General features: G+C 60.5%; 15 protein-coding genes. 12 read left to right on the top strand and 3 right to left on the bottom strand.

From position 1 onward, the window contains the following. Nucleotides 1-71: 71 nt before the first annotated feature. The 7 genes from EV660_RS13660 (at nucleotide 72) to EV660_RS13630 (ending at nucleotide 7,874) form a co-directional block, all read left to right on the top strand. A complete protein-coding gene (locus tag EV660_RS13660) occupies nucleotides 72-887 on the top strand; it encodes an N-formylglutamate amidohydrolase (RefSeq protein ID WP_071478930.1) in 816 nt (271 codons plus the stop codon). Next, the gene (locus EV660_RS13655; protein WP_071478931.1) at nucleotides 872-1,393 is read left to right on the top strand and encodes a TRAP transporter small permease subunit; all 522 of its coding nucleotides are present in this window, start codon (nucleotides 872-874) and stop codon (nucleotides 1,391-1,393) included. Before EV660_RS13660 ends, EV660_RS13655 begins: the two co-directional genes overlap by 16 nt. Then, nucleotides 1,393-2,718 (top strand): TRAP transporter large permease, encoded by a 1,326-nt coding sequence (locus EV660_RS13650; RefSeq protein WP_071478932.1) that lies wholly within the window; start codon nucleotides 1,393-1,395, stop codon nucleotides 2,716-2,718. The genes EV660_RS13655 and EV660_RS13650 overlap by 1 nt, the downstream gene beginning before the upstream one ends. A 59-nt stretch (nucleotides 2,719-2,777) precedes the next feature. Continuing rightward, nucleotides 2,778-3,815, top strand: a complete 1,038-nt coding sequence (locus EV660_RS13645) for a TRAP transporter substrate-binding protein (protein ID WP_071478933.1) — start codon at nucleotides 2,778-2,780, stop codon at nucleotides 3,813-3,815. A gap of 89 nt (nucleotides 3,816-3,904) precedes the next feature. Then, a complete protein-coding gene (locus EV660_RS13640; RefSeq protein WP_071478934.1) occupies nucleotides 3,905-5,263 on the top strand; it encodes a glutamine synthetase family protein in 1,359 nt (452 codons plus the stop codon). A 79-nt stretch (nucleotides 5,264-5,342) separates the two neighbouring features. Next, nucleotides 5,343-6,725 carry an aldehyde dehydrogenase family protein gene (locus tag EV660_RS13635; RefSeq protein WP_100319106.1) on the top strand — a complete coding sequence of 461 codons (1,383 nt, stop codon included), beginning with the start codon at nucleotides 5,343-5,345 and terminating at the stop codon, nucleotides 6,723-6,725. Between the two features lie 3 nt (nucleotides 6,726-6,728). After that, complete coding sequence (locus EV660_RS13630; protein WP_071478935.1) at nucleotides 6,729-7,874, top strand: iron-containing alcohol dehydrogenase; 1,146 nt, start codon at nucleotides 6,729-6,731, stop codon at nucleotides 7,872-7,874. Between the two features lie 79 nt (nucleotides 7,875-7,953). On the opposite strand, the gene EV660_RS13625 is transcribed toward EV660_RS13630, so the two are convergent. Continuing rightward, nucleotides 7,954-8,598 carry a Crp/Fnr family transcriptional regulator gene (locus EV660_RS13625; RefSeq protein WP_084634568.1) on the bottom strand — a complete coding sequence of 215 codons (645 nt, stop codon included), beginning with the start codon at nucleotides 8,596-8,598 and terminating at the stop codon, nucleotides 7,954-7,956. A gap of 368 nt (nucleotides 8,599-8,966) precedes the next feature. Between EV660_RS13625 and gdhA the strand changes: the two genes are divergently transcribed. Together gdhA and EV660_RS13615 are read left to right on the top strand one after the other, a co-directional pair. Next, complete coding sequence (gene gdhA, locus EV660_RS13620) at nucleotides 8,967-10,319, top strand: NADP-specific glutamate dehydrogenase (protein WP_071478937.1); 1,353 nt, start codon at nucleotides 8,967-8,969, stop codon at nucleotides 10,317-10,319. A 362-nt stretch (nucleotides 10,320-10,681) separates the two neighbouring features. Beyond that, nucleotides 10,682-12,886, top strand: a complete 2,205-nt coding sequence (locus tag EV660_RS13615) for an OmpA family protein (RefSeq protein WP_157798912.1) — start codon at nucleotides 10,682-10,684, stop codon at nucleotides 12,884-12,886. Between the two features lie 483 nt (nucleotides 12,887-13,369). Here EV660_RS13615 and EV660_RS13610 read toward each other — a convergent pair whose 3' ends face one another. Then, nucleotides 13,370-14,284 (bottom strand): ring-cleaving dioxygenase, encoded by a 915-nt coding sequence (locus EV660_RS13610; RefSeq protein WP_071479077.1) that lies wholly within the window; start codon nucleotides 14,282-14,284, stop codon nucleotides 13,370-13,372. 111 nt (nucleotides 14,285-14,395) lie between these two features. Next, complete coding sequence (locus tag EV660_RS13605; protein ID WP_071478939.1) at nucleotides 14,396-15,802, bottom strand: helix-turn-helix domain-containing protein; 1,407 nt, start codon at nucleotides 15,800-15,802, stop codon at nucleotides 14,396-14,398. Between the two features lie 153 nt (nucleotides 15,803-15,955). Between EV660_RS13605 and EV660_RS13600 the strand changes: the two genes are divergently transcribed. Genes EV660_RS13600 through EV660_RS13590 form a run of 3 tightly spaced genes read left to right on the top strand, consistent with a single transcriptional unit; the run spans nucleotide 15,956 to nucleotide 19,320 of the window. Then, on the top strand, nucleotides 15,956-17,152 hold the full coding sequence (locus tag EV660_RS13600; RefSeq protein WP_071479078.1) for a pyridoxal-phosphate-dependent aminotransferase family protein: 1,197 nt from the start codon (nucleotides 15,956-15,958) through the stop codon (nucleotides 17,150-17,152). An 11-nt stretch (nucleotides 17,153-17,163) separates the two neighbouring features. After that, complete coding sequence (locus EV660_RS13595; protein ID WP_071478940.1) at nucleotides 17,164-18,138, top strand: HpcH/HpaI aldolase/citrate lyase family protein; 975 nt, start codon at nucleotides 17,164-17,166, stop codon at nucleotides 18,136-18,138. A gap of 12 nt (nucleotides 18,139-18,150) precedes the next feature. Further along, complete coding sequence (locus tag EV660_RS13590; RefSeq protein WP_071478941.1) at nucleotides 18,151-19,320, top strand: malate--CoA ligase subunit beta; 1,170 nt, start codon at nucleotides 18,151-18,153, stop codon at nucleotides 19,318-19,320. Nucleotides 19,321-19,323 lie beyond the last annotated feature (3 nt).

Genomic DNA, 19,323 nt, shown 5'->3' with positions numbered 1-19,323 from the left:
AAACCTTAACCAGTGCAGCCTGTGACGTGTGCGCAGCTTTGCGCGTTTGGCAGCGGTCAGGGATGTAACGGATGACTCCGCAAGGTGCAGTGGCAGATTGGGCGGGCAGCTTGCTTGGCTGGGATGAATCTGGCGCTGCGGTCCAGCCTGATGCGCCGCCCGCTGTCATTCTGGTTTGTGAACATGCGTCAAACCGTGTCGTGGACCCGTGGATGAATGCGGGCGCGGATTTGCTGGCTTCTCATGCGGCCAGCGATCCCGGCGCGCTGGGGCTTGCGCTGGCGCTTGGTCCGCATCTGGCGCGTGCCTGCGCGGCGGTGGAGTTGATCCACGCCCCGCTGTCGCGCCTGATCTATGACCTGAATCGCAGCCCGGACCGGCCTGATGCCTGTCCGACACAGTCCGAAATTCATCACATCGCATTGAACGAGGGCCTTTCCACGACTGAACGCCTGGAGCGGCTTGAACGCCTTTACCTGCCCTTTCATGGCCTTGTCCGTGCCCGGATCGCACGGGCGCTGGCGCTGGGGCGGCGGCCTGTAATCCTGACGATCCATTCCTTTGCGCCCATCTGGCATGGCGTGCCGCGTAAGGTGGAATTCGGGGTTATTCATGACGATCTGCCAGCGCTGGCCGAACAGATTGTCTTGCAAGCCGGGGGGCTGGGATTGGTGACCGAATTGAACGCGCCCTATTCCGCGGCCGATCACGTTACCCATACCTTGCGCCTTCATGCGCTGCCCTATGGTCTGGACAACGCCATGCTGGAATTGCGCAATGACCTGATCGCCACGCCAGAGTTGCAAGAGGCACTGGCCGCGCGCCTCGCGACTGTTCTGGCCCACGCGATTGACCGTGTGACGGAGGTGGAATGCCCCGCGCTGTGATCGCCTATCTTCGGTTTGTCGAGGCGCTGAATTACCGCGTCGGTCGGCTGGCGATGTGGAGCTTGTTCGTGCTGATGGCCGTGCTGGGCTGGGGCGCGATTGCGCGCGCAGGTTTCACCCCGCAAATCTGGACCGACGAGATGGCGCAATTCCTGCTGCTTGGCTATTTCATGCTGGGCGGGGCCTATGCGTTGCAGATGGGATCTGCGGTGCGCATGGACCTGCTGTATTCGCGATGGTCGGACCGCACCAAGGCCGCCGTCGATGCGATAACCATTTTCACACTGCTGATCTATCTGGGTGTTCTGCTGTGGGGCGGGATTGAAAGCACGCAATACGCGCTGGAATATGGCGAACGTCGGCGTGGGATGTGGCGGCCCTATATGGCCCCGATCAAGATCGTGATGTGTATCGGCATTGTGCTGATGATCCTGCAATGCACGGCTTTTCTGATCCGTGACATCGCCAAGCTGCGCGGGATCAAGATTGAGGAGCGCGCTGCCTGATGTCCTATGAAATGATCGCTGCGCTGATGTTTGGGTCCATGCTGATGGTCATGCTGACCGGCCAGCGCATGTTCGGGGTCATTGGTTTCGTCGCGGTGGTCGCTGCCATCGGGCTATGGGGCGACAGGGGCGGGCATGATCTGGCTTTTGCCCAGACCATCAAGCTGATGAACTGGTTCCCGCTGATGACGCTGCCAATGTTCATTTTCATGGGCTATGTGCTGTCGGAAAGCAGGTTGGCGGATGATCTGTATCGCATGTTCCATGTCTGGTTCGGCCCGGTGCCGGGGGGGCTGGCGATTGGCACAATTCTGTTGATGGTGCTGATTTCAGCCATGAATGGCCTGTCTGTGGCAGGCATGGCAATCGGCGCGACGATTGCGCTGCCGGAACTGCTGAAGCGCAACTATAACAAGCTGATGGTGACGGGTGTCATTCAGGCCGGGTCCAGCCTTGGGATTCTGGTGCCACCTTCGGTGGTTCTGGTGCTCTATGCCATGATCGCACGCCAACCGGTCAGCCATCTGTGGGCCGCAGGGCTGCTGCCGGGGCTTTTGCTGGCGACGCTTTTCATAATCTATATTTGGCTGCGCTGCCGGATGAACCCGGCCCTTGGCCCCGTAATCGACCCGGATGAACTGGCGCAGGTCACACGGTCAGAGAAGTACCGGTTGCTGCTGGCAGGGCTTATGCCGCTGGGCATCTTCGCGGTGATGATGGTGCCTTTCGTGCTGGGCTATACACGTCTGGTGGAAAGCTCTGTCGTGGGGGCGGTGGCCGCGCTGGCCGTCAGCGTTGCCAAAGGACGGATGAGCTGGGCTGTGCTGGAAACCTGCACCCGCAAGACGCTGGCCATCTCTTGCATGTTCCTGTGGATCATCCTCGCCGCCCTGGCATTCGGCGCAGTGTTCGACGGTCTGCGCGCAGTTGATTTCGTGCGCGCGCTGTTCATGGAAAATCTGGGCCTTGGCCGCTGGGAGATCCTGATCCTGATGCAGATTTCCTTTATCCTGATGGGTATGTTTCTGGATGACACAGCGATGCTGGTGATCGTGGCCCCCCTGTATGTGCCGATCGTGCGGATGCTGGAATTTGACCTGATCTGGTATGGCGTGCTGTACACGATCACCTGTCAGATCGCCTATATGACGCCCCCCTTCGGCTATAATCTGTTTCTGATGCGCGCAATGGCCCCGAACGAGGTCACTTTGGGCGATATCTACCGCTCTATCATCCCCTTTGTCGGTGTGATGATCGTGGGGCTGGGCCTTGTGATGGCCTTCCCGCAGATCGCACTCTGGCTGCCGGGGGTTCTGTTTCCCTGAAATCTACAGAAGGCGCGGCAAACGCGCCCCAATTCAACCCCAACCGGAAGGAAAAGACCATGACCACGACAAGACGGAAGTTTCTGACCACGGGTGCCCTTGGTGGTGCCGCCGCCCTTGCCGCCCCCGCCGTCAAGGCGCAATCGCCGATCCGCTGGCGGTTGCAGACCTATGCAGGTGCGGCCCTTGGCGCGCAGGTGGCCAAACCGGCCATCGACATGTTCAACGCCATTGCAGGCGACGAGATGCAGATCGACCTGTTCTATGCCGACCAGCTTGTGCCCACGGAAGAGCTGTTTCAGGCCATGCAGCGCGGCACGATTGACGCGGTGCAATCGGATGACGATTCCATGGCATCGCCCACGGAAGTCACGGTATTCGGCGGCTACTTCCCCTTTGCCAGCCGCTATTCGCTGGATGTGCCCGCGCTGTTTCATGACTGGGGCCTGAACGAGATCTGGGCCGAGGAATACGAGAAGGTTGGCGTCAAGCACATCTCTGCCGGGTCCTGGGACCCGTGCCATTTCATCACCTCCTCGCCCATCACCTCGCTGGCTGAATTGGAAGGCAAACGGGTATTCACCTTTCCGACAGCAGGGCGTTTCCTGTCGCAATTCGGTGTCGTGCCGGTAACCGTGCCTTGGGAAGATGTCGAGATTGCGCTGCAAACGCGCGAGATTGACGGGGTCGCATGGTGCGGGATCACCGAAGCCTATGAGGTGGGTTGGGCCGATATCTGTAGCCACTTCCTGACCAACAACATCTCTGGCGCCTGGATCGGGCATTTCTTTGCCAATATGGACCGCTGGAACGAGTTGCCCGAACATCTGCAAAACCTGATGGCCACCTGTTTCGAGCAGTCGCATTACTACCGTCAGCACTGGTATTGGGCCGGCGAGGCACGTCTGCGCACGGAAGGCGACAAGCTGGAACTGACCTCGATCCCGGATGCCGAATGGGCGGGCGTTGAAGCGGCTGCCCGCGATTTCTGGGAAGAGATTGCGGCGGAATCGGAAACCAAGGCGAAGGTTGTGGAAATTTTCCGCAACTACAATGCGGCGATGGACAAGGCCGGACGGCCCTATCGTTATTCTTGAGGAAAGGCCGGGGGGGCTGTCTGCCCCCCCGGACCCCCCCGAGGATATTTCTGCAAGGATGAATGAGGAAGAAGGGCGAGAGAGCGGCCATGATGACACTGCAAGAGTTGCGCGCGGCGTTTGACGCGCGCGAGATTGACACGGTTCTGGTTGCCGCGCCTGATATGCAGGGCCGCTTGATGGGCAAGCGCTTTCATGCGGCGCATTTTCTGGATTCAGGGTATCAGGAAACGCATTGCTGCAACTATCTTCTGGCGACAGATATGGAGATGCTGACGGTTGAGGGCTACGCCTCTACGTCCTGGGCGAAGGGCTATGGCGATTACGTCATGAAGCCTGATCTGGCGACCTTGCGACCTGTGCCATGGCTGCCGGGCACAGCGCTGGTGTTGTGTGACCTGCTGGATCATCACACGCATGAAGAAATTGCGGTTTCACCGCGCGCGATATTGAAGCGTCAGGTCGCGCGTGCACGCGAGATGGGCTATGCGGCGATGGCTGCGACGGAGTTGGAGTTTTTCATCTTCGAGCAGAGCTATGAGGCGCTGCGCGATGGCGGGACGGATCATTTGACGCCGATTTCAGGTTACAATGAGGATTATCATCTGTTCCAGACCTCGAAAGAGGAGCCGTTGATGCGGGTCTTGCGCAATGGGCTTTATGGTGCGGGCATCCCGGTCGAGAATTCCAAGGGCGAGGCTGAAGCCGGGCAGGCGGAGATCAATATCCGTTATGACGAGATGCTGAAGACGGCGGATTTCCATGTCATTACCAAACAGGCGACCAAGGAAATCGCGCATGGTCTGGGCAAGTCGGTCACCTTCATGGCGAAATATGACCACCGGCGGGCGGGGTCGTCCAGCCATGTGCATCAATCGCTCTGGACGCTGGATGGCCAGCCCGCATTTCTGGACAAGGGCGCGGAATATGGCATGTCGGCAGTGATGCGGCAGTATATGGCCGGGCAACTGGCCCATGCGGGCGAGATTACGGCGCTGCTGGCCCCTTATGTGAACAGCTACAAACGCTTTTGCGTGGGAATGTTTGCGCCGACCAAGGCGGTCTGGTCGCTGGATAACCGGACCGCGGGGTTCCGGGTTTGCGGCGATGGGACAAAGGCGGTGCGTGTTGAATGCCGGATTGGGGGCGCGGATCTGAACCCGTATCTGGCCTGCGCGGGTCTGCTGGCAGCGGGGCTTGCAGGTCTTGAGGGCGCGATGGAACTGGAGGCAGAAATGCGCGGGGACAGCTATCAGAATGCACAGGCGCGCGAAATTCCGAAGACCTTGCGGCATGCGGCGGATCTGCTGGAGGGCTCGGTGATGTTGCGCGCGGCCTTTGGTGATGATGTGGTGGATCACTATACCCGCGCGGCACGCTGGGAGATTGAGGAACATGACCGCGTAGTGACCGATTGGGAACGCAAGCGGTTGTTGGAGCGGGGGTAGGGGGCGCTGCCCTCCTTGGCCTGCGGCCAATTCCCCCCGGAGTATTTTTGGCAAGAAAATGCCTGATTGAGCAGGAGAGATGATGACGACCATCAGATTGATTTCACCCGTTGACGGGTCGGTCTATGCTGAGCGCGATGCCTTGCCGATTGCCGCTGCGCGCGACGCGGTGGCCCGCGCGCGTGCCGCGCAGAGCGCATGGTCTGCAAGGCCGCTGGAAGAGCGGGTTGCGACGGTCATGGCCGGGATAGACGCGCTTGAGGCAATGGCCCCGGAGATTGTGCCGGAACTGGCCTGGCAGATGGGCCGCCCGGTGCGCTATGGGGGCGAATTTGGCGGGGTGCGCGAACGCGCGGCCTATATGGCCGGGATCGCGGCAGATGTTCTGGCGGATGAGGTGATTGAGGAGAGTGCGCAATTCACCCGCCTGCTGGCGCGCGAGCCGCAGGGTGTGGTGTTTGTGATTGCCCCCTGGAACTACCCGTTCCTGACGGCGGTGAATACTGTTGTGCCTGCGTTGATTGCCGGAAATGCGGTGGTGTTGAAACATGCCAGCCAGACGCTGCTGGCGGGGGAACGGCTGGCGCAGGCGTTTTACAAGGCCGGTGTGCCAGAGGATGTGTTTCAGAATGTGGTTCTTGACCACACAACCACCGAAACGCTGATCGCTGAGCGGTGCTTTGATTTTGTGAATTTCACCGGATCGGTGGGCGGTGGGCGTGCGATTGAACGCGCGGCGGCGGGCACATTCACCGGGACCGGGTTGGAATTGGGCGGCAAAGACCCGGGCTATGTGCGCAGTGACGCTGATCTGGATGCGGCTGTTGACGGGCTGATGGATGGGGCGATGTTCAATTCAGGCCAGTGCTGTTGCGGGATTGAGCGGATCTATGTGCATGAAAGCCTGTATGATGCCTTTGTCGACAAGGCTGTGGCCTGGGTGCGCGGGCAGCGCTTGGGCAACCCGTTGGAACATGATACGACGATGGGGCCAATGGCGCATGCACGCTTTGCCGCGATCGTGCGCGGGCAGATCGCGGATGCTGTGGCCGCAGGCGCAAGGGCGCTGATTGATGTGGCCGAATTCCCGGCCGATGATGGCGGGGCCTATCTGGCGCCACAAATTCTGGTCGATGTGACCCATGACATGGCCGTGATGCGCGAAGAAAGCTTTGGCCCGGTGGTGGGGATCATGCCGGTCAGGGATGATGCAGAGGCCATCGCGTTGATGAATGACTGTGATTACGGGCTGACAGCCTCGATCTGGACAGCAGATGCACAGGCGGCGCGTCACATCGGTGGGCAGTTGCAGACCGGGACTGTCTTGATGAACCGCTGCGACTATCTTGACCCGGCGCTGTGCTGGACCGGGTGCAAGGATACCGGGCGCGGTGCGGCGCTGTCATCCCTTGGCTATCATGCGCTGACGCGCGTCAAATCCTATCATCTTAAAAAGGCGTGACTTATGGGACCGAGTGCAAACTGGAGTTATCCAACGACGATCAAGTTTGGCGCAGGGCGGATTTCGGAACTGGCCGCGCAGTGCAAGGCGGTGGGCATGGCGCGGCCCCTGCTGGTTACCGATCGCGCGCTGGCCAGCCTTCCGATTGCGGCACAGGCGCTGGATATTCTGGATGCGGCTGGCCTTGGCCGGGCCATGTTCAGCGAAGTGGACCCCAACCCGACTGAGGCGAATATGCTGGCCGGGCTGGAGATCTATCGCGCGGGCAACCATGACGGGGTGGTCGCTTTTGGCGGTGGGTCGGCGCTTGACCTTGGCAAGATGATTGCGCTGATGGTGGACCAGCCTGTCAGTGTCTGGGAGCTGGAGGATGTGGGCGATTGGTGGACGCGCGCCAACCCAGACACGATTGCGCCGATTATCGCAGTTCCGACCACAGCGGGCACCGGGTCCGAGGTCGGGCGCGCGGGTGTGTTGACCGACAGCACTACGCATCGCAAGAAAATCATCTTTCACCCGAAACTGATGCCCGAAGTCACCATTTGCGACCCGGAACTGACAGTCGGCATGCCTGCCTTCATCACTGCAGGCACCGGGATGGATGCGCTGGCCCATTGTCTGGAAGCCTATTGCAGCCCGCATTACCACCCGATGAGCCACGGGATCGCGCTGGAAGGTATGCGGCTTGTACTGGAAAACCTGCCGCGGGCCTATGCCACACCGGATGATCTGGAGGCGCGCGCGCAGATGATGGCGGCCGCCGCAATGGGGGCGGTGGCGTTTCAGAAGGGGCTGGGCGCGATTCACAGCCTGAGCCACCCGATCGGGGCGGTCTATAACACCCATCACGGCACCACCAACGCCGTTGTGATGCCCAAAGTGCTGGAGTTCAACCGTCCTGCGATTGAGGACCGGATCATCCGCGCTGCGGCTTATCTGGGGATAGAGGGCGGATTCGATGGATTTTTCGCGCATATCATGGCCTTACGCGCGTCCCTGTCCATCCCTGAAAACCTGACCGCGATGGGGGTTGAGGCCGCGAAGCTGGATGAGTTGACGGAAATGGCGCTGCTTGATCCGTCCTGCGGCGGCAACCCGGTAGAGATGACCCGCGACTACACGCGGGCGCTGTTCGAGGCCTGTATGTAAGTGATCGCACAGGTCTGCATCAACGGTTGAGTGGTAGTGACGTCTGGCCGCAGGGCCAGACGCCTTCCACATTTGATCGTCACAGAAGCGGACGAGGTTGCGGTGCCTCAAGATCGGTAAGGGCGATTTGTGCAAGCGCCTTGACCTCGTGGATCGACAGACTGTCATTGTCCCAGCAGACATAGGGCCGCAGCTTGGCGAGGGTCTTGTTGGTATGAACCAGCGACAGGCCCAGAGCGTCGGCCAGATCGCGTTGTTTGAACGGAAAATACGCAACGCCCTGCGGCGCGAGGCCCACCGCCGCGAGGCGCTTGTGTATTTTCAGCAAGGCCCATGCCATACGCTGCGCGGCGCTGCGCTGGCCCAGTGTGGCGATGGTTTCGCCAAGGAAATGTTCCTCCATCGCGGCAATCCATGTCAGGGCATAGGCGCGATCGGGGTTGTCACGAAACAGACTGGCCAGATCGCGTTTGTTGAATCGGCACAGCACCATGGGGCTGGCGGCAATCGCGGTTGCTGCTGCGGTCCCTGATACAATGGCTTGAAGGCCCACGACATCGCCGGGAAAGATGAAATTGACCAATTGGCGCTCGCCATTGGCCAAGTGCTTGAACCTTGCGCCTTGCCCCTCTCTGGCAGTGTAGAGGAATGGATGATCATCGCCTTCGTGGAACAATGCCTCACCTGCACGCAGGGTGATTTCACCCGCCCGGAACTCTTTCATGAATTCCAGGTCTGCTGGTGTGAAATCAGTGAACAGCTTGTGCTTTCGCAATGTGCAGGTTTCGCATGGGTGCATCTGTGACGTCTTCTCAGGTCGATTTTCTCTGCTCAGTGTCAGAACTTATGCGGCGCAATGCCTTGCCGTGGCCAGCGCCAGAAAGCTGACACGCACAGGTTAAGTATTTTCGGCACTACGGAACTGAATGCAAGTGCATTCGTTTCTTTCCAGACCGGGTGCGTGCCTGTATCTGGCGCAGTTTTACTGGCGCCGCTTCGCCCCGCGTTCTTTTGCCTTTGCCGTATGTGCAACATTGATTTGGTGCCACGTGCGCTAGGCTCTAGCCCACCCAAAGCCGTGAAAGGAATGACATGAAAGACCGCGCAGCCTTGCTTCTGGACAGCTTCATGGAGCAGATCAAACCGCGTCATGAAGGCGAGGACGAATTTCTGCAAGCTGTGGAAGAGGTCGCGCGCGATGTGCTGACCGTCGAGAAAGCCAGCAGCGAATTCACCCAGGCCCGCGCATTGGAGCGCCTGTGCGAAGCGGATCGCATCATCAGTTTTCGTATTACTTGGCGCGATGATGCGGGTGCAGTGCACATTAACCGGGGTTGGCGTGTGCAGCATTCCAACCTGCTTGGCCCCTACAAGGGCGGGTTGCGTTGGGCGCCGAATGTGTCGCGGTCGGTCCTGAAATTTCTGGCATTTGAGCAGGCTTTCAAGAACGCGCTGACCGGGTTGCCTCTGGGTGCGGCAAAAGGCGGGGCTGATTTCGACCCCCAAGGCCGGTCGCAAGCCGAAATCGAGCGCTTTGCGCAGGCGTTCATGGCGGAACTTGGCCCCCATATCGGCCCCGACCGCGATGTCCCGGCGGGCGACATCGGTGTGGGCGCGCGCGAAGTTGGCCTGATGGCGCGGGCATGGGTGCAACAAGCGCAGCGCTGGGGCGGGGCCTTGACGGGCAAGCCGCTGCCGCTGGGTGGCAGTGACAACAGGGCAGAGGCAACCGGCTACGGATTGATCCATTTCCTGTCTGCAATGCTGGCAGAGGAAGCGCAAGACCTGGAAGGCAAGCGCGTTGCCCTGTCGGGGCGCGGAAATGTGTCGCGCTATGCCGCGCGTAAGGCGATGACGATGGGGGCGCAAGTGATCAGCCTGTCTGGCCGCGCGGGCACATGGTATGCCCCCGATGGGTTCAGCACTGATGCGCTGGATTGGGTGCTGGAGGCGACAGGAGATGCGGCACAAACGCCACCCGCACACCTTGGGGTGGACTTCAGAGAGGGGGCGCGCCCCTGGGGCTTGTCGCCAGAGATTGCGCTGCCCTGTGCGACGCAAAATGAACTGGATATCGACGACGCTCGCGCGCTGGCCGATGGCGGATGCCGGTTTCTGGCAGAGGGCGCGAATATGCCCCTGACCGCCGCCGCCGAGGCGCAACTGACGCGTGCAGGGGTCATTCAGGCACCGGGTAAGGCGGCAAATGCGGGCGGGGTCGCTGTTTCGGGGCTGGAAATGCAGCAAAATGCAAGTTTTGCGCGCTGGTCACCAGAACGCGTGGAACGCGAACTGCGCGAGATCATGTGCGCGATCCATACCCGCCTGAAAGCCGAGCGCGCGAGTTGTTGCACAGCAGGGGGCGGCATCGACTATAGACGCGCTGCCAATGTCGCAGGGTATCGCAAACTTGCCCGCGCGGTTGTGGACGGGGGGGTGCTCTAGCGTTCAGAACGGCCTCAAACCAGCAATCGGGCATCTTTCCGCAAGCGCCGAACACTAGCTTCAAGGCGCTGGGTCATCCCTTGGCCCCATCAACGGCGGCCTGAACGTGCGCATTTTCGCTTAACTTTTCGTGACAAGGGAACTGTTTCGCGCTCTGGCACGTTTACAGCTTGTGTTCGCGTGCAAAGCGAAGAGGGGGGATGGATCAGAACGAAGATATGCTGATCTGGCGTTTTTTCCGCGCCGATCCTTTGTCGTATGTGCGACAAAGTGGTTTCGCGTCACTGCGGCTGAAGAGGCCGCAAGCGGCGCTTCGCCGTATTGTCTGTTCCGTCTGCGCGCTTCAACAACAGGAGATGAAGATGTCCCGTAAAAACTACAAGGCGACAACCGCATTGGGGCTTTGCCTTGCCATGCTCCCCGCCGGCGTGAATGCGCAATCATCAGATCTGGATGCTGACGCAGCCGAGATGTTCGTGCCAATGGTTCAGGACTGCGTTCTGGACACTTCTGATGAAGGGTGTCAGCAGGTCCGTACGGTCATCACCGAATGCGCGCAAGATCTGGATTTTGCACGCTGCCAATTGCTGTTCGAAGATGCCAATGCGGTGTTTGAAGATGCCGCGCAGCTGGAGCAGGCTCAGACCATGTTGTCAGAGACCAGTGACGCCATTTCACAGATTGATTTCAGTGATGTTGATGCAGACCTTGACGATCTGGCCGAAGCCGCCCGCGCAGATGCCGAGCGGACATTGCTACTTGGTGATGAAAACCTGATGACGCATTCCTCGCCCCCTTTGGCAGAGGGCGAACCGGACGAGATTGACGAAGACCTGCCCCTTGATGGCGATGATGTGCCGTCAGGCGAGGAAACGGAAGAAACCGGCGCGTCAGACTTGACAGAGGATGATAGCGAGTCTGCTCTCGAAGCCGAAGCCGAAGCCGAAGCCGAAGCCGAAGCCGAACAGCGCCTGCGAGAGGCGCTTGAGGCGGAACAGCGTGCAGATGAAGAAGATGCACAGGCTGATATAGATGCAGGCCCCGAGTTGGGCGCAGAAGAAACAGAGATCGCACCAGAGGGCGAGGCTGCTTCTGATGCAGAACCGGACATGCCAGACGCGCCAGAGCGCGACGAAGCCGCTGCCGAAGATGAGGCAGAGCAGCGTTTGCGCGAAGCGCTGGAAGCAGAGCGGCGCGATGCCGAAGCTGAAGAGGCCGCCGCGCGCGAACAGGCCGAGATTGATCTTGAGCGAGAGCGTGAGGAACTGCGCGCCGAAGCCGAGGCAATGGCAGAGGAAGCACCTGAATTGATCGTCGAGGAGGTGACAGAGGAAGAATTCGTCGCCCCCGATGATGCCCCACGCGCGATTGACGCGGAACAGCAAGCCATGATCGACCGCCTGATGGCCGATCCCGAAACCGCAGAGGCACTTATGCTGCTGGGTCAGATGACCCAACAGGATGAGTCAGACACGGGTGAAAGCGGCGGCGTTCTGGCTGCGGCACTCTCTGCCCTGCAACGCGAACGCAGCCAAGAGGTTGAGGAGGGCGTTGACGCTGTGGAAGCGGAAGAGGTCACCGAAGAGGAAATCACGGCAGCAGAGGTTCGCACCAGCCGCGATGATTTCGACTCGCGCTTTGCGCTGGATGTTGCCGCCGGGCAGGCGCGCAGCAGTGACCGCCGCGATCTGGAGCGCGCGGGGCTGGCCGCATTGGGCGCGCTGGCTGTCGGGATGATCGTCAATCAAAACCGCGTTGTGGCCCGGTCCGACGAACGTGTGGTGGTGCAGCGCGATGATGGTGAATATGCCGTCTGGCGCGATGACGATGTGATCCTGAGTCAGGACGGTTCCCAGCGCCGGATCGAGCGCTACGCAGATGGGTCAACCCTGACACGCTGGGCGCGCCCGGATGGGTCGGAAATCATTACCGTTCGCGACGCCACAGGCCGCGTGCAATGGCGTGAGCGGGTGCTGCCGGATGGCACCTCTATCGAACTGGTCGATGACATGCGCGAAGTTCAGGCTATCGATGTGTCCGTTCTGCCCCCGCCGCGCCGCCGCGAGTTGCGCATTACCCAGCGCACTGACCCGGAACTGGCGCTTGCATTGCTGCAAGAGGCAGAGGCTGACGCCCGCGCGCTGGATCGGGCCTTTTCCTTGCGTCAAATCCGTGAAGTGCGCGAGGTGCGCGAGCTGGTGCCGGTGCTTAGCCCCGATCCGATCACATTCGAGATCAACCGCGCCAATGTCCGCCCCGAAGAGGCCCGCAAGCTGGCGCAGGTCGGCCGCCTGATGGAACGGTTGCTTGCCGATAATCCGCGCGAGTTGTTTCTGGTCGAGGGGCATACCGATGCGACGGGTCCTGCGTCCTATAACCTTGCCTTGTCTGACCGGCGCGCGGAATCCGTTGCCTTGGCCCTGACAGAATTTTTCGAGATACCCCCGGAAAACCTGATCATTCAGGGCTATGGCGAACGCTACCTGCGTATCCCCACCGCTGCTGCCGAAGAGCGGAACCGCCGCGTGGCAATCCGGCGCATCACACCCCTGATGGGGCTTTGGTGAAGGTCTAGTGTTCGTCGCTTGACACAAGATACCCGATGACTGCTGGGGGGGACGTTGCGGACATTCAGTTGCGCGGAATCAAGGCCGAAGGCCGCCGCGCATCGCCGGGCCGCCCCCACGGCACGGCGATTGGGCTGCCCCAAGCGCAACGATCTGATCTTTCAGGGATTTGGCCAGCATAAAGCGCTACAGAATAAACCTTGGATCGCCGCACCGCGGCCCGACGCTGCGCGGCTTTGCACCTAGCTTTGCTATGTCCGCAAAGTCCCGCATAGCTGCCTCTCGTGGAAGCATCGCAGAGGGCGCGGGAACCTTTCGTCAGGTGACGAACACTCGCCCATGAAAACGCAGGCTTGATCAGGACACAATAAAAAAAGGCGGCCCGTTTTCGCGGGCCGCCTTTTTTTCGGCGCTATCGCCTGCTTGATGCGGTAACACAACAACTCCACCGCTCTGGGTGCCGGCGACGGTCCCGTCTGGCGTTTACGCCCTCGACAATTCAAGCGGGGGCAAAAGCGCTTCCAGTTCTGCGCGACGGGGTTCATGTTGCGGCGGCAGTTTCAGGCTTTCGCCAAGGCTGGACATCGGCTCATCCGCGTCGAAACCCGGTCCATCAGTGGCAATTTCGAACAACACGCCGCCGGGTTCGCGGAAATAGATCGCGTTGAAATACTGGCGGTCCTTGACCTCGGTCACGCGTTCCCCGCGTGCAAGCAACACGTCGCGCAATTCCTGCTGATGCGCATTGTCGCGCGCGCGAAAGGCCACGTGATGAATGGTCCCCGGACCCGGCCGCGCCTTGACCGGCGCATCCGACTGCCATAGATCGACAATCCGCCCCGGCGCGTCACCCGGCAGCGCATAGCGCGTGCGCGTTCCCTCCCCGTTGCGCTCTGTGCCAACAAAACTGTAGCCGAATACCTCTGTCAGGATGCGGGCGGTGGCGTCTGGTTCGGCCACCCATAGCGTAACAGAGTGGAACTCGCCCCAGGCGTTGGCCTCAGGGTCGGCCACAATCTCGAATAACTGACCATGCGGATCGGTCAGAACCAGCACCTCTGCGCCAAAGCGCGTTGTGATCTGGCCCCCCAGCGCTTGGTGCCACTGCTCAAGTGTGTCGGGCTTGGCGGCATAGGCAAAGGCCTGCGCGGCACCAGCCCCGGCGCGCCCCTGTTCGCGCGACTCGCGGTTGAAGAATGTCAGCACCGACCCGGGCGAGGCGTCCTGCGCCCCATAGTAAAGGTGGTACATTTCCGGCGCATCGAAATTCACTGTCTGCTTGATCAACCGGGTCTTGAGCGTGTGTGTGTAGTAATCCAGATTCTCTTGCGCGGGGCCTGATATGGCCGTGACATGGTGCAGCCCGGCAATGGGCGCATGAGTTTGCGATGTGGTCATGGCGTGCTCCTGTTCATTGACTTGATTTAGATATAGCGTGCTTCCTGCGGTTTCGCATGAAGCATAGGCCAACACTCGCTGTGCCAAGGTGCACAGCCAAGTCACACAAGTTCAGGTATCATAACGCGTGGCGCCCCTGCGTCGTTCATCGACAGGCGTTTTCAGCACACTGGCCTGATAGGCGCGCTGGTCGCAGCCCGCGCGCGGGCAGATGCGGCAGTTGATCCCGATCGGCGTGGCTGCCGCCCCTTGCAATGCGATCCCTTCTGCATAGCCGATTTCGGGCGCATGTTGAATGGTGCACCCCATTGCCACAGCCAGCCGGTTGTCTTGTCCGTAGCGTTCAAATGTCGGACGATCCACAGTGCGCGCAAAGACGAAATACTGCGAGGCGTCGGGCATTTCCACCAGTTGCGGGACAATCCGGCCGGGCAGGCGGAATGTCATATGCACATCCAGCTTGGGGCAGGCACCACCATATTCGGCCAGATGAAAATCGGTGGCGTTGAAGCGCTTTGTGACATTGCCAGCCTTGTCGAGGCGCAAAAAGAAAAAGGGCACCCCCTGCGCCCCTTCGCGTTGCATGGTGGTGGCACGGTGGCAGGCCTGTTCGAAACTGATGCCGAAACGCGTGGCCAGATGGTCGAAATCATATTTCGAGCTTCGCGCCTCGCGCAAAAAGGCGTCATAGGGCATAAGCACGGCAGCCGCGAAGTAATTGGCCAGTTCCACAAGGCAACGGGCACGCCCCTGAATGTCGTCAATCCCGGATACCTGCAAAAGCCCCTCGATCTTGTCGCGGCACTCTATCAGGCCAAGGACATGCACCAGTTGGAACACCCGGTTCGGGTGGTCAAGCGCTTCGGAGAGCAGAACTTGCGCGCGCCCTTGCTCATAGTGGCGCAATGCGCGCGGCAGATCATGAACGCGCACGACCTTGACCTGAATGCCATGCCTGTCGCGCAGCCGGGCCTTGAGCGCGGAATACATGTCATCGGGGGCCGGGGGGGCGCCGTCCCATACCTCGTCCGCGGCCTGTTCCAGCGTGGGAAAGTGGTTGCGCTGACGGCGGAAGAAGTTGTGCACGGCCCCTTCCGGCGAGGCGCTAAAAACTGGCCCGACTTCGCCCGGTTGGGCCGCCAGCGCCAGCAACTGGTCAGATGCGGAAAGATAGGCGCGATGCAGATGAAGAAAGGCTTCCATGAAGGTCGGGGCATGGGTTTGCGCCGCGCGTAATTCGTGTAAATCCGGGCGCGTGTCATCGAATAACGGATCTTGCAGCGCGCCTCGCAGATCGGCCAACCGTGCGCCCGCCCCATCTTCCGAGATGTCGTGCCAGTCCACACCATATTGTTCGAACAGCCGCAGCAGGATAGCAACAGAAACTGAACGCTGGTTGTTTTCCAGCAGGTTTACATAGGCTGCGCTGATGCCCAGCCTTTTTGCCATGCTGACCTGTGTTTCGCCTGCTTCCTGTCGCAAACGGCGCAAATGTGGTCCGATGAACGTCTTGCGCATGATGCCCCCGAAACGTACATTTACTTTGTTAAATTAACAATATTACATAAACTGAAACTTGTAAACTCTCGCATTTACAGCAGAACCCGCTTTCTCTCGCAGCAATGGCCCATCTTCTGGCATACCTCCGTCATCGAAGGAGGATTCGACATGATGACTGGAACCGCCCATCTGTTCATTCCCGGTCCGACCAATGTGCCTGCCGACATACAGCGCGCCATGATCGTTCCGATGCAAGACCATCGCGCACCTGAATTTGCGGAAATCCTGCAACCGGTTCTGGCAGGGCTGAAGCCAGTATTCGGCACAAGTGAAGCGCAGATTGCCTTGCTTCCCGGCTCTGGGACTGCGGCATGGGAAGCGGCCATCACAAACACGCTGTCGCCCGGCGACAAGGTGCTTATGGCGCGTCACGGTCAGTTTTCGGCGCTTTGGGCCGATATGGCACTGGCGATGGGGTTGAAGGTCGAGATCATTGATGTGGCTTGGGGTGCGCCTTGTCCCGTGCGCGAGGTGGAACGCCGCCTTGGGGCAGACCGGCATGGCGAGATCAAGGCCGTTTTCGTTACCCACAATGAAACCGCAACGGGTGTGACCTCTGACGTGGCGGGCATTCGCCATGCCCTCGACGCGAGTTTCCATGATGCGCTTTTGTTTGTCGATGGGGTGTCATCCATTGGGTCGATCCCGTTCGAGATGGACGCATGGGGCGTCGATATGGCGATTGCCGGCAGCCAGAAAGGGCTGATGTGCCCTGCTGGTCTTGGCATTATCGCCGCCAGCCCCCGCGCGCTTGCCGCGATGGACACCAGCACCATGGCGCGCAGCTTTCTGGACTTGCGCGCCATGCTGGCCGCACATCAGGCCGGATCGTTCTGCTTCACCCCGCCTGCGCAACTGTTGCATGGTTTGCGTGCGGCGCTGACACGGCTTCAGACAGAGGGGCTGGCCAATGTCTTTGCACGTCATCAACGCCTTGCAGAGGGTATTCGTGCCGGGGTCGCGGCAATGGGGCTGAAGATGGTGGCCGAGCATCAGATCTTCGCATCTGACACGGTGACGGCGATCCGCACGCCACAAGGTATCGACGCGCGCGACGTGATCGCGATAGCGCGGAACCGGTATAACACGCATTTTGGCGGTGGGCTTGGCCCGCTGGCAGGCAAGGCATTCCGCATCGGCCACCTGGGTGATCTGAATGAGGGGATGTGCCTGACCGCCCTTGGAATTGCCGAATTGTCGCTAAAGGCCGCTGGCGCACCCGTCGTCCTGGGCGCAGGTGTCACCGCTGCCCAACATGTTTACGCGGGCGTGGCACAAGCGCCCGCCCTCTCGATAGCTGCTGAATAAGGATACTTCATATGAGCCACTCTCTCTTCCCGCTGCGTATGCAGCGCCTGCAACGTTCGACGCTTGCTGTGCCCGCTTCTAATGTCACGATGATCCAGAAAGCTGCGGAAAGTGCGGCGGATGTGGTCTTTCTTGACCTCGAAGATGCCGTCGCGCCCCCGGAAAAGGCGCAGGCGCGCAAGAATGCCATCGCTGCGCTGAATGATATTGACTGGGAAGCCAAGGGCAAGACCGTCAGCGTGCGCATCAACGGGCTTGATACGCAATACATGTACCGCGATGTGGTCGATGTCATGGAGCAGGCGGGCGACCGCGTGCATATGCTGCTGATCCCGAAACTGGGCGTCGTGTCGGACCTCTATATGGTCGATGCGATGGTCAACCAGATCGAACAGGCTTGCGGGTTGACGCGCCGCGTCGGTCTGGAAGCGCTGATCGAGACGGCGCTGGGCATGGCCAATGTCGAGGAAATTGCGCGCTATGCTGCCACGTCCGACTCGCGCCTTGAAGCGCTGCATTTTGGCGTGGCGGATTATGCCGCATCAATGCGGGCGCGCACGGTCAACATTGGCGGGCTGAACCCGGCCTATCCGGGCGACCAGTGGCATGCCTCGCTGTCGCGGATGATTATTGCCTGCCGCGCCTATGGTCTGCGCGCGCTGGACGGCCCGTTTGGCGATTTCGCCGATCCCGATGGCTATATTGCCGCGGCCGAGCGTGCAGCAGCGCTTGGGTTTGAGGGCAAATGGGCGATCCACCCCAGCCAGATCGAGATGGCGAACAAGGTCTTCAGCCCACCCGAGGCCGAAGTCACCCGCGCGCGCCGCATCATCGAGGAATTGCGCAAGGCCGAGGCCGAGGGCAAGGGCGCTGCCGCATTGGATGGCAAGATGATCGACGCGGCGTCCGAGAAAATGGCGATGAATGTGCTGTCACTGGCCGATGCGATTTCTGCGCGCGGCGGTGCGGCAAAAGCCGCTGAATAAGGAGAGATTGTCATGGATATTCACGAACATCAGGCAAAGGACGTTCTCAAGAAAATCGGGATGCCTGTTCCGCGCGGCGGTATTGCCTTTGCGCCAGAACAGGCCATGCATGAAGCGCGCAAGCTGGGCTTTCCTGTTGTCGTCAAGGCGCAGGTCCATGCAGGCGGGCGCGGGGCTGCGGGCGGTGTGAAACTGTGCAAGACCGAGGCTGAAGTCAGCGCCTTCGCGCTGTCGCTTCTGGGACGCAATCTGGTGACCAAGCAGACGGATGCGAATGGCAAGCCCGTGCATCGCCTGCTGATAGAGGAAGCCACCGACATTGCGCAGGAAATCTATCTGGGCCTTGTTCTGGATCGTAAATCCGAGCGTATCATGATCGTCGCCTCGCGCGAGGGGGGCATGGAGATCGAGGAACTGGCCGAGGACCAGCCCGACGCACTGGTGCGCATGGTCATTGACCCGGCGATGGGGCTTTTGCCGTTCCAGTCGCGCGAACTGGCCTTCAAGCTGGGCTTCACCGGCAAGCAGGTCGGGCAATTCGCGACCGTGCTGCGCGCCTGCTACCGCGCGTTCCGCGATCTTGATGCCACGATGGTGGAAATCAACCCGCTGGTCGTGACCGGCACGGGCGATCTGATTGCGCTGGATGCCAAGATGAGCTTTGACACCAACGCGCTGTTCCGCCGCCCCGAGGTCGCTGCGCTGCGCGATCCCGGTCAGGAGGACCCGCGCGAAGATGCCGCCGCCGAACATGGGCTGAACTATGTGGGCCTTGATGGCGATATCGGCTGCATCATCAACGGTGCAGGGCTGGCGATGGCGACAATGGACATGATCACGCTTTCTGGGGGGCAGCCTGCAAACTTCCTTGATATCGGGGGCGGTGCCAGCCCAGAGCGGGTCGTCGCAGCCTTCCGCACCGTGTTGTCGGACCCGAATGTGTCGGTGGTCCTTGTCAATATCTTTGCGGGCATCAACCGATGCGACTGGGTCGCGTCTGGTGTGGTGCAAGCGTATCAAGAACTGAACCTGAGCCTGCCTGTCGTGGTCCGGCTGGCCGGCACCAATGTCGAGGAGGGCCGCCGGATTATCGACGAATCCGGCTTGCCGCTGATTTCCGCCGAAACGCTGGCCGAGGCAGCGGCCACCGCCGTCAAAGTCCGTCCTGCAATGGCTGCCTGAAGG

The organism is Roseinatronobacter bogoriensis DSM 18756 (genome assembly GCF_004366635.1).
Taxonomy (GTDB): Bacteria; Pseudomonadota; Alphaproteobacteria; order Rhodobacterales; family Rhodobacteraceae; genus Roseinatronobacter; species Roseinatronobacter bogoriensis.
This window is presented reverse-complemented; position numbering and strand designations above follow the sequence as displayed.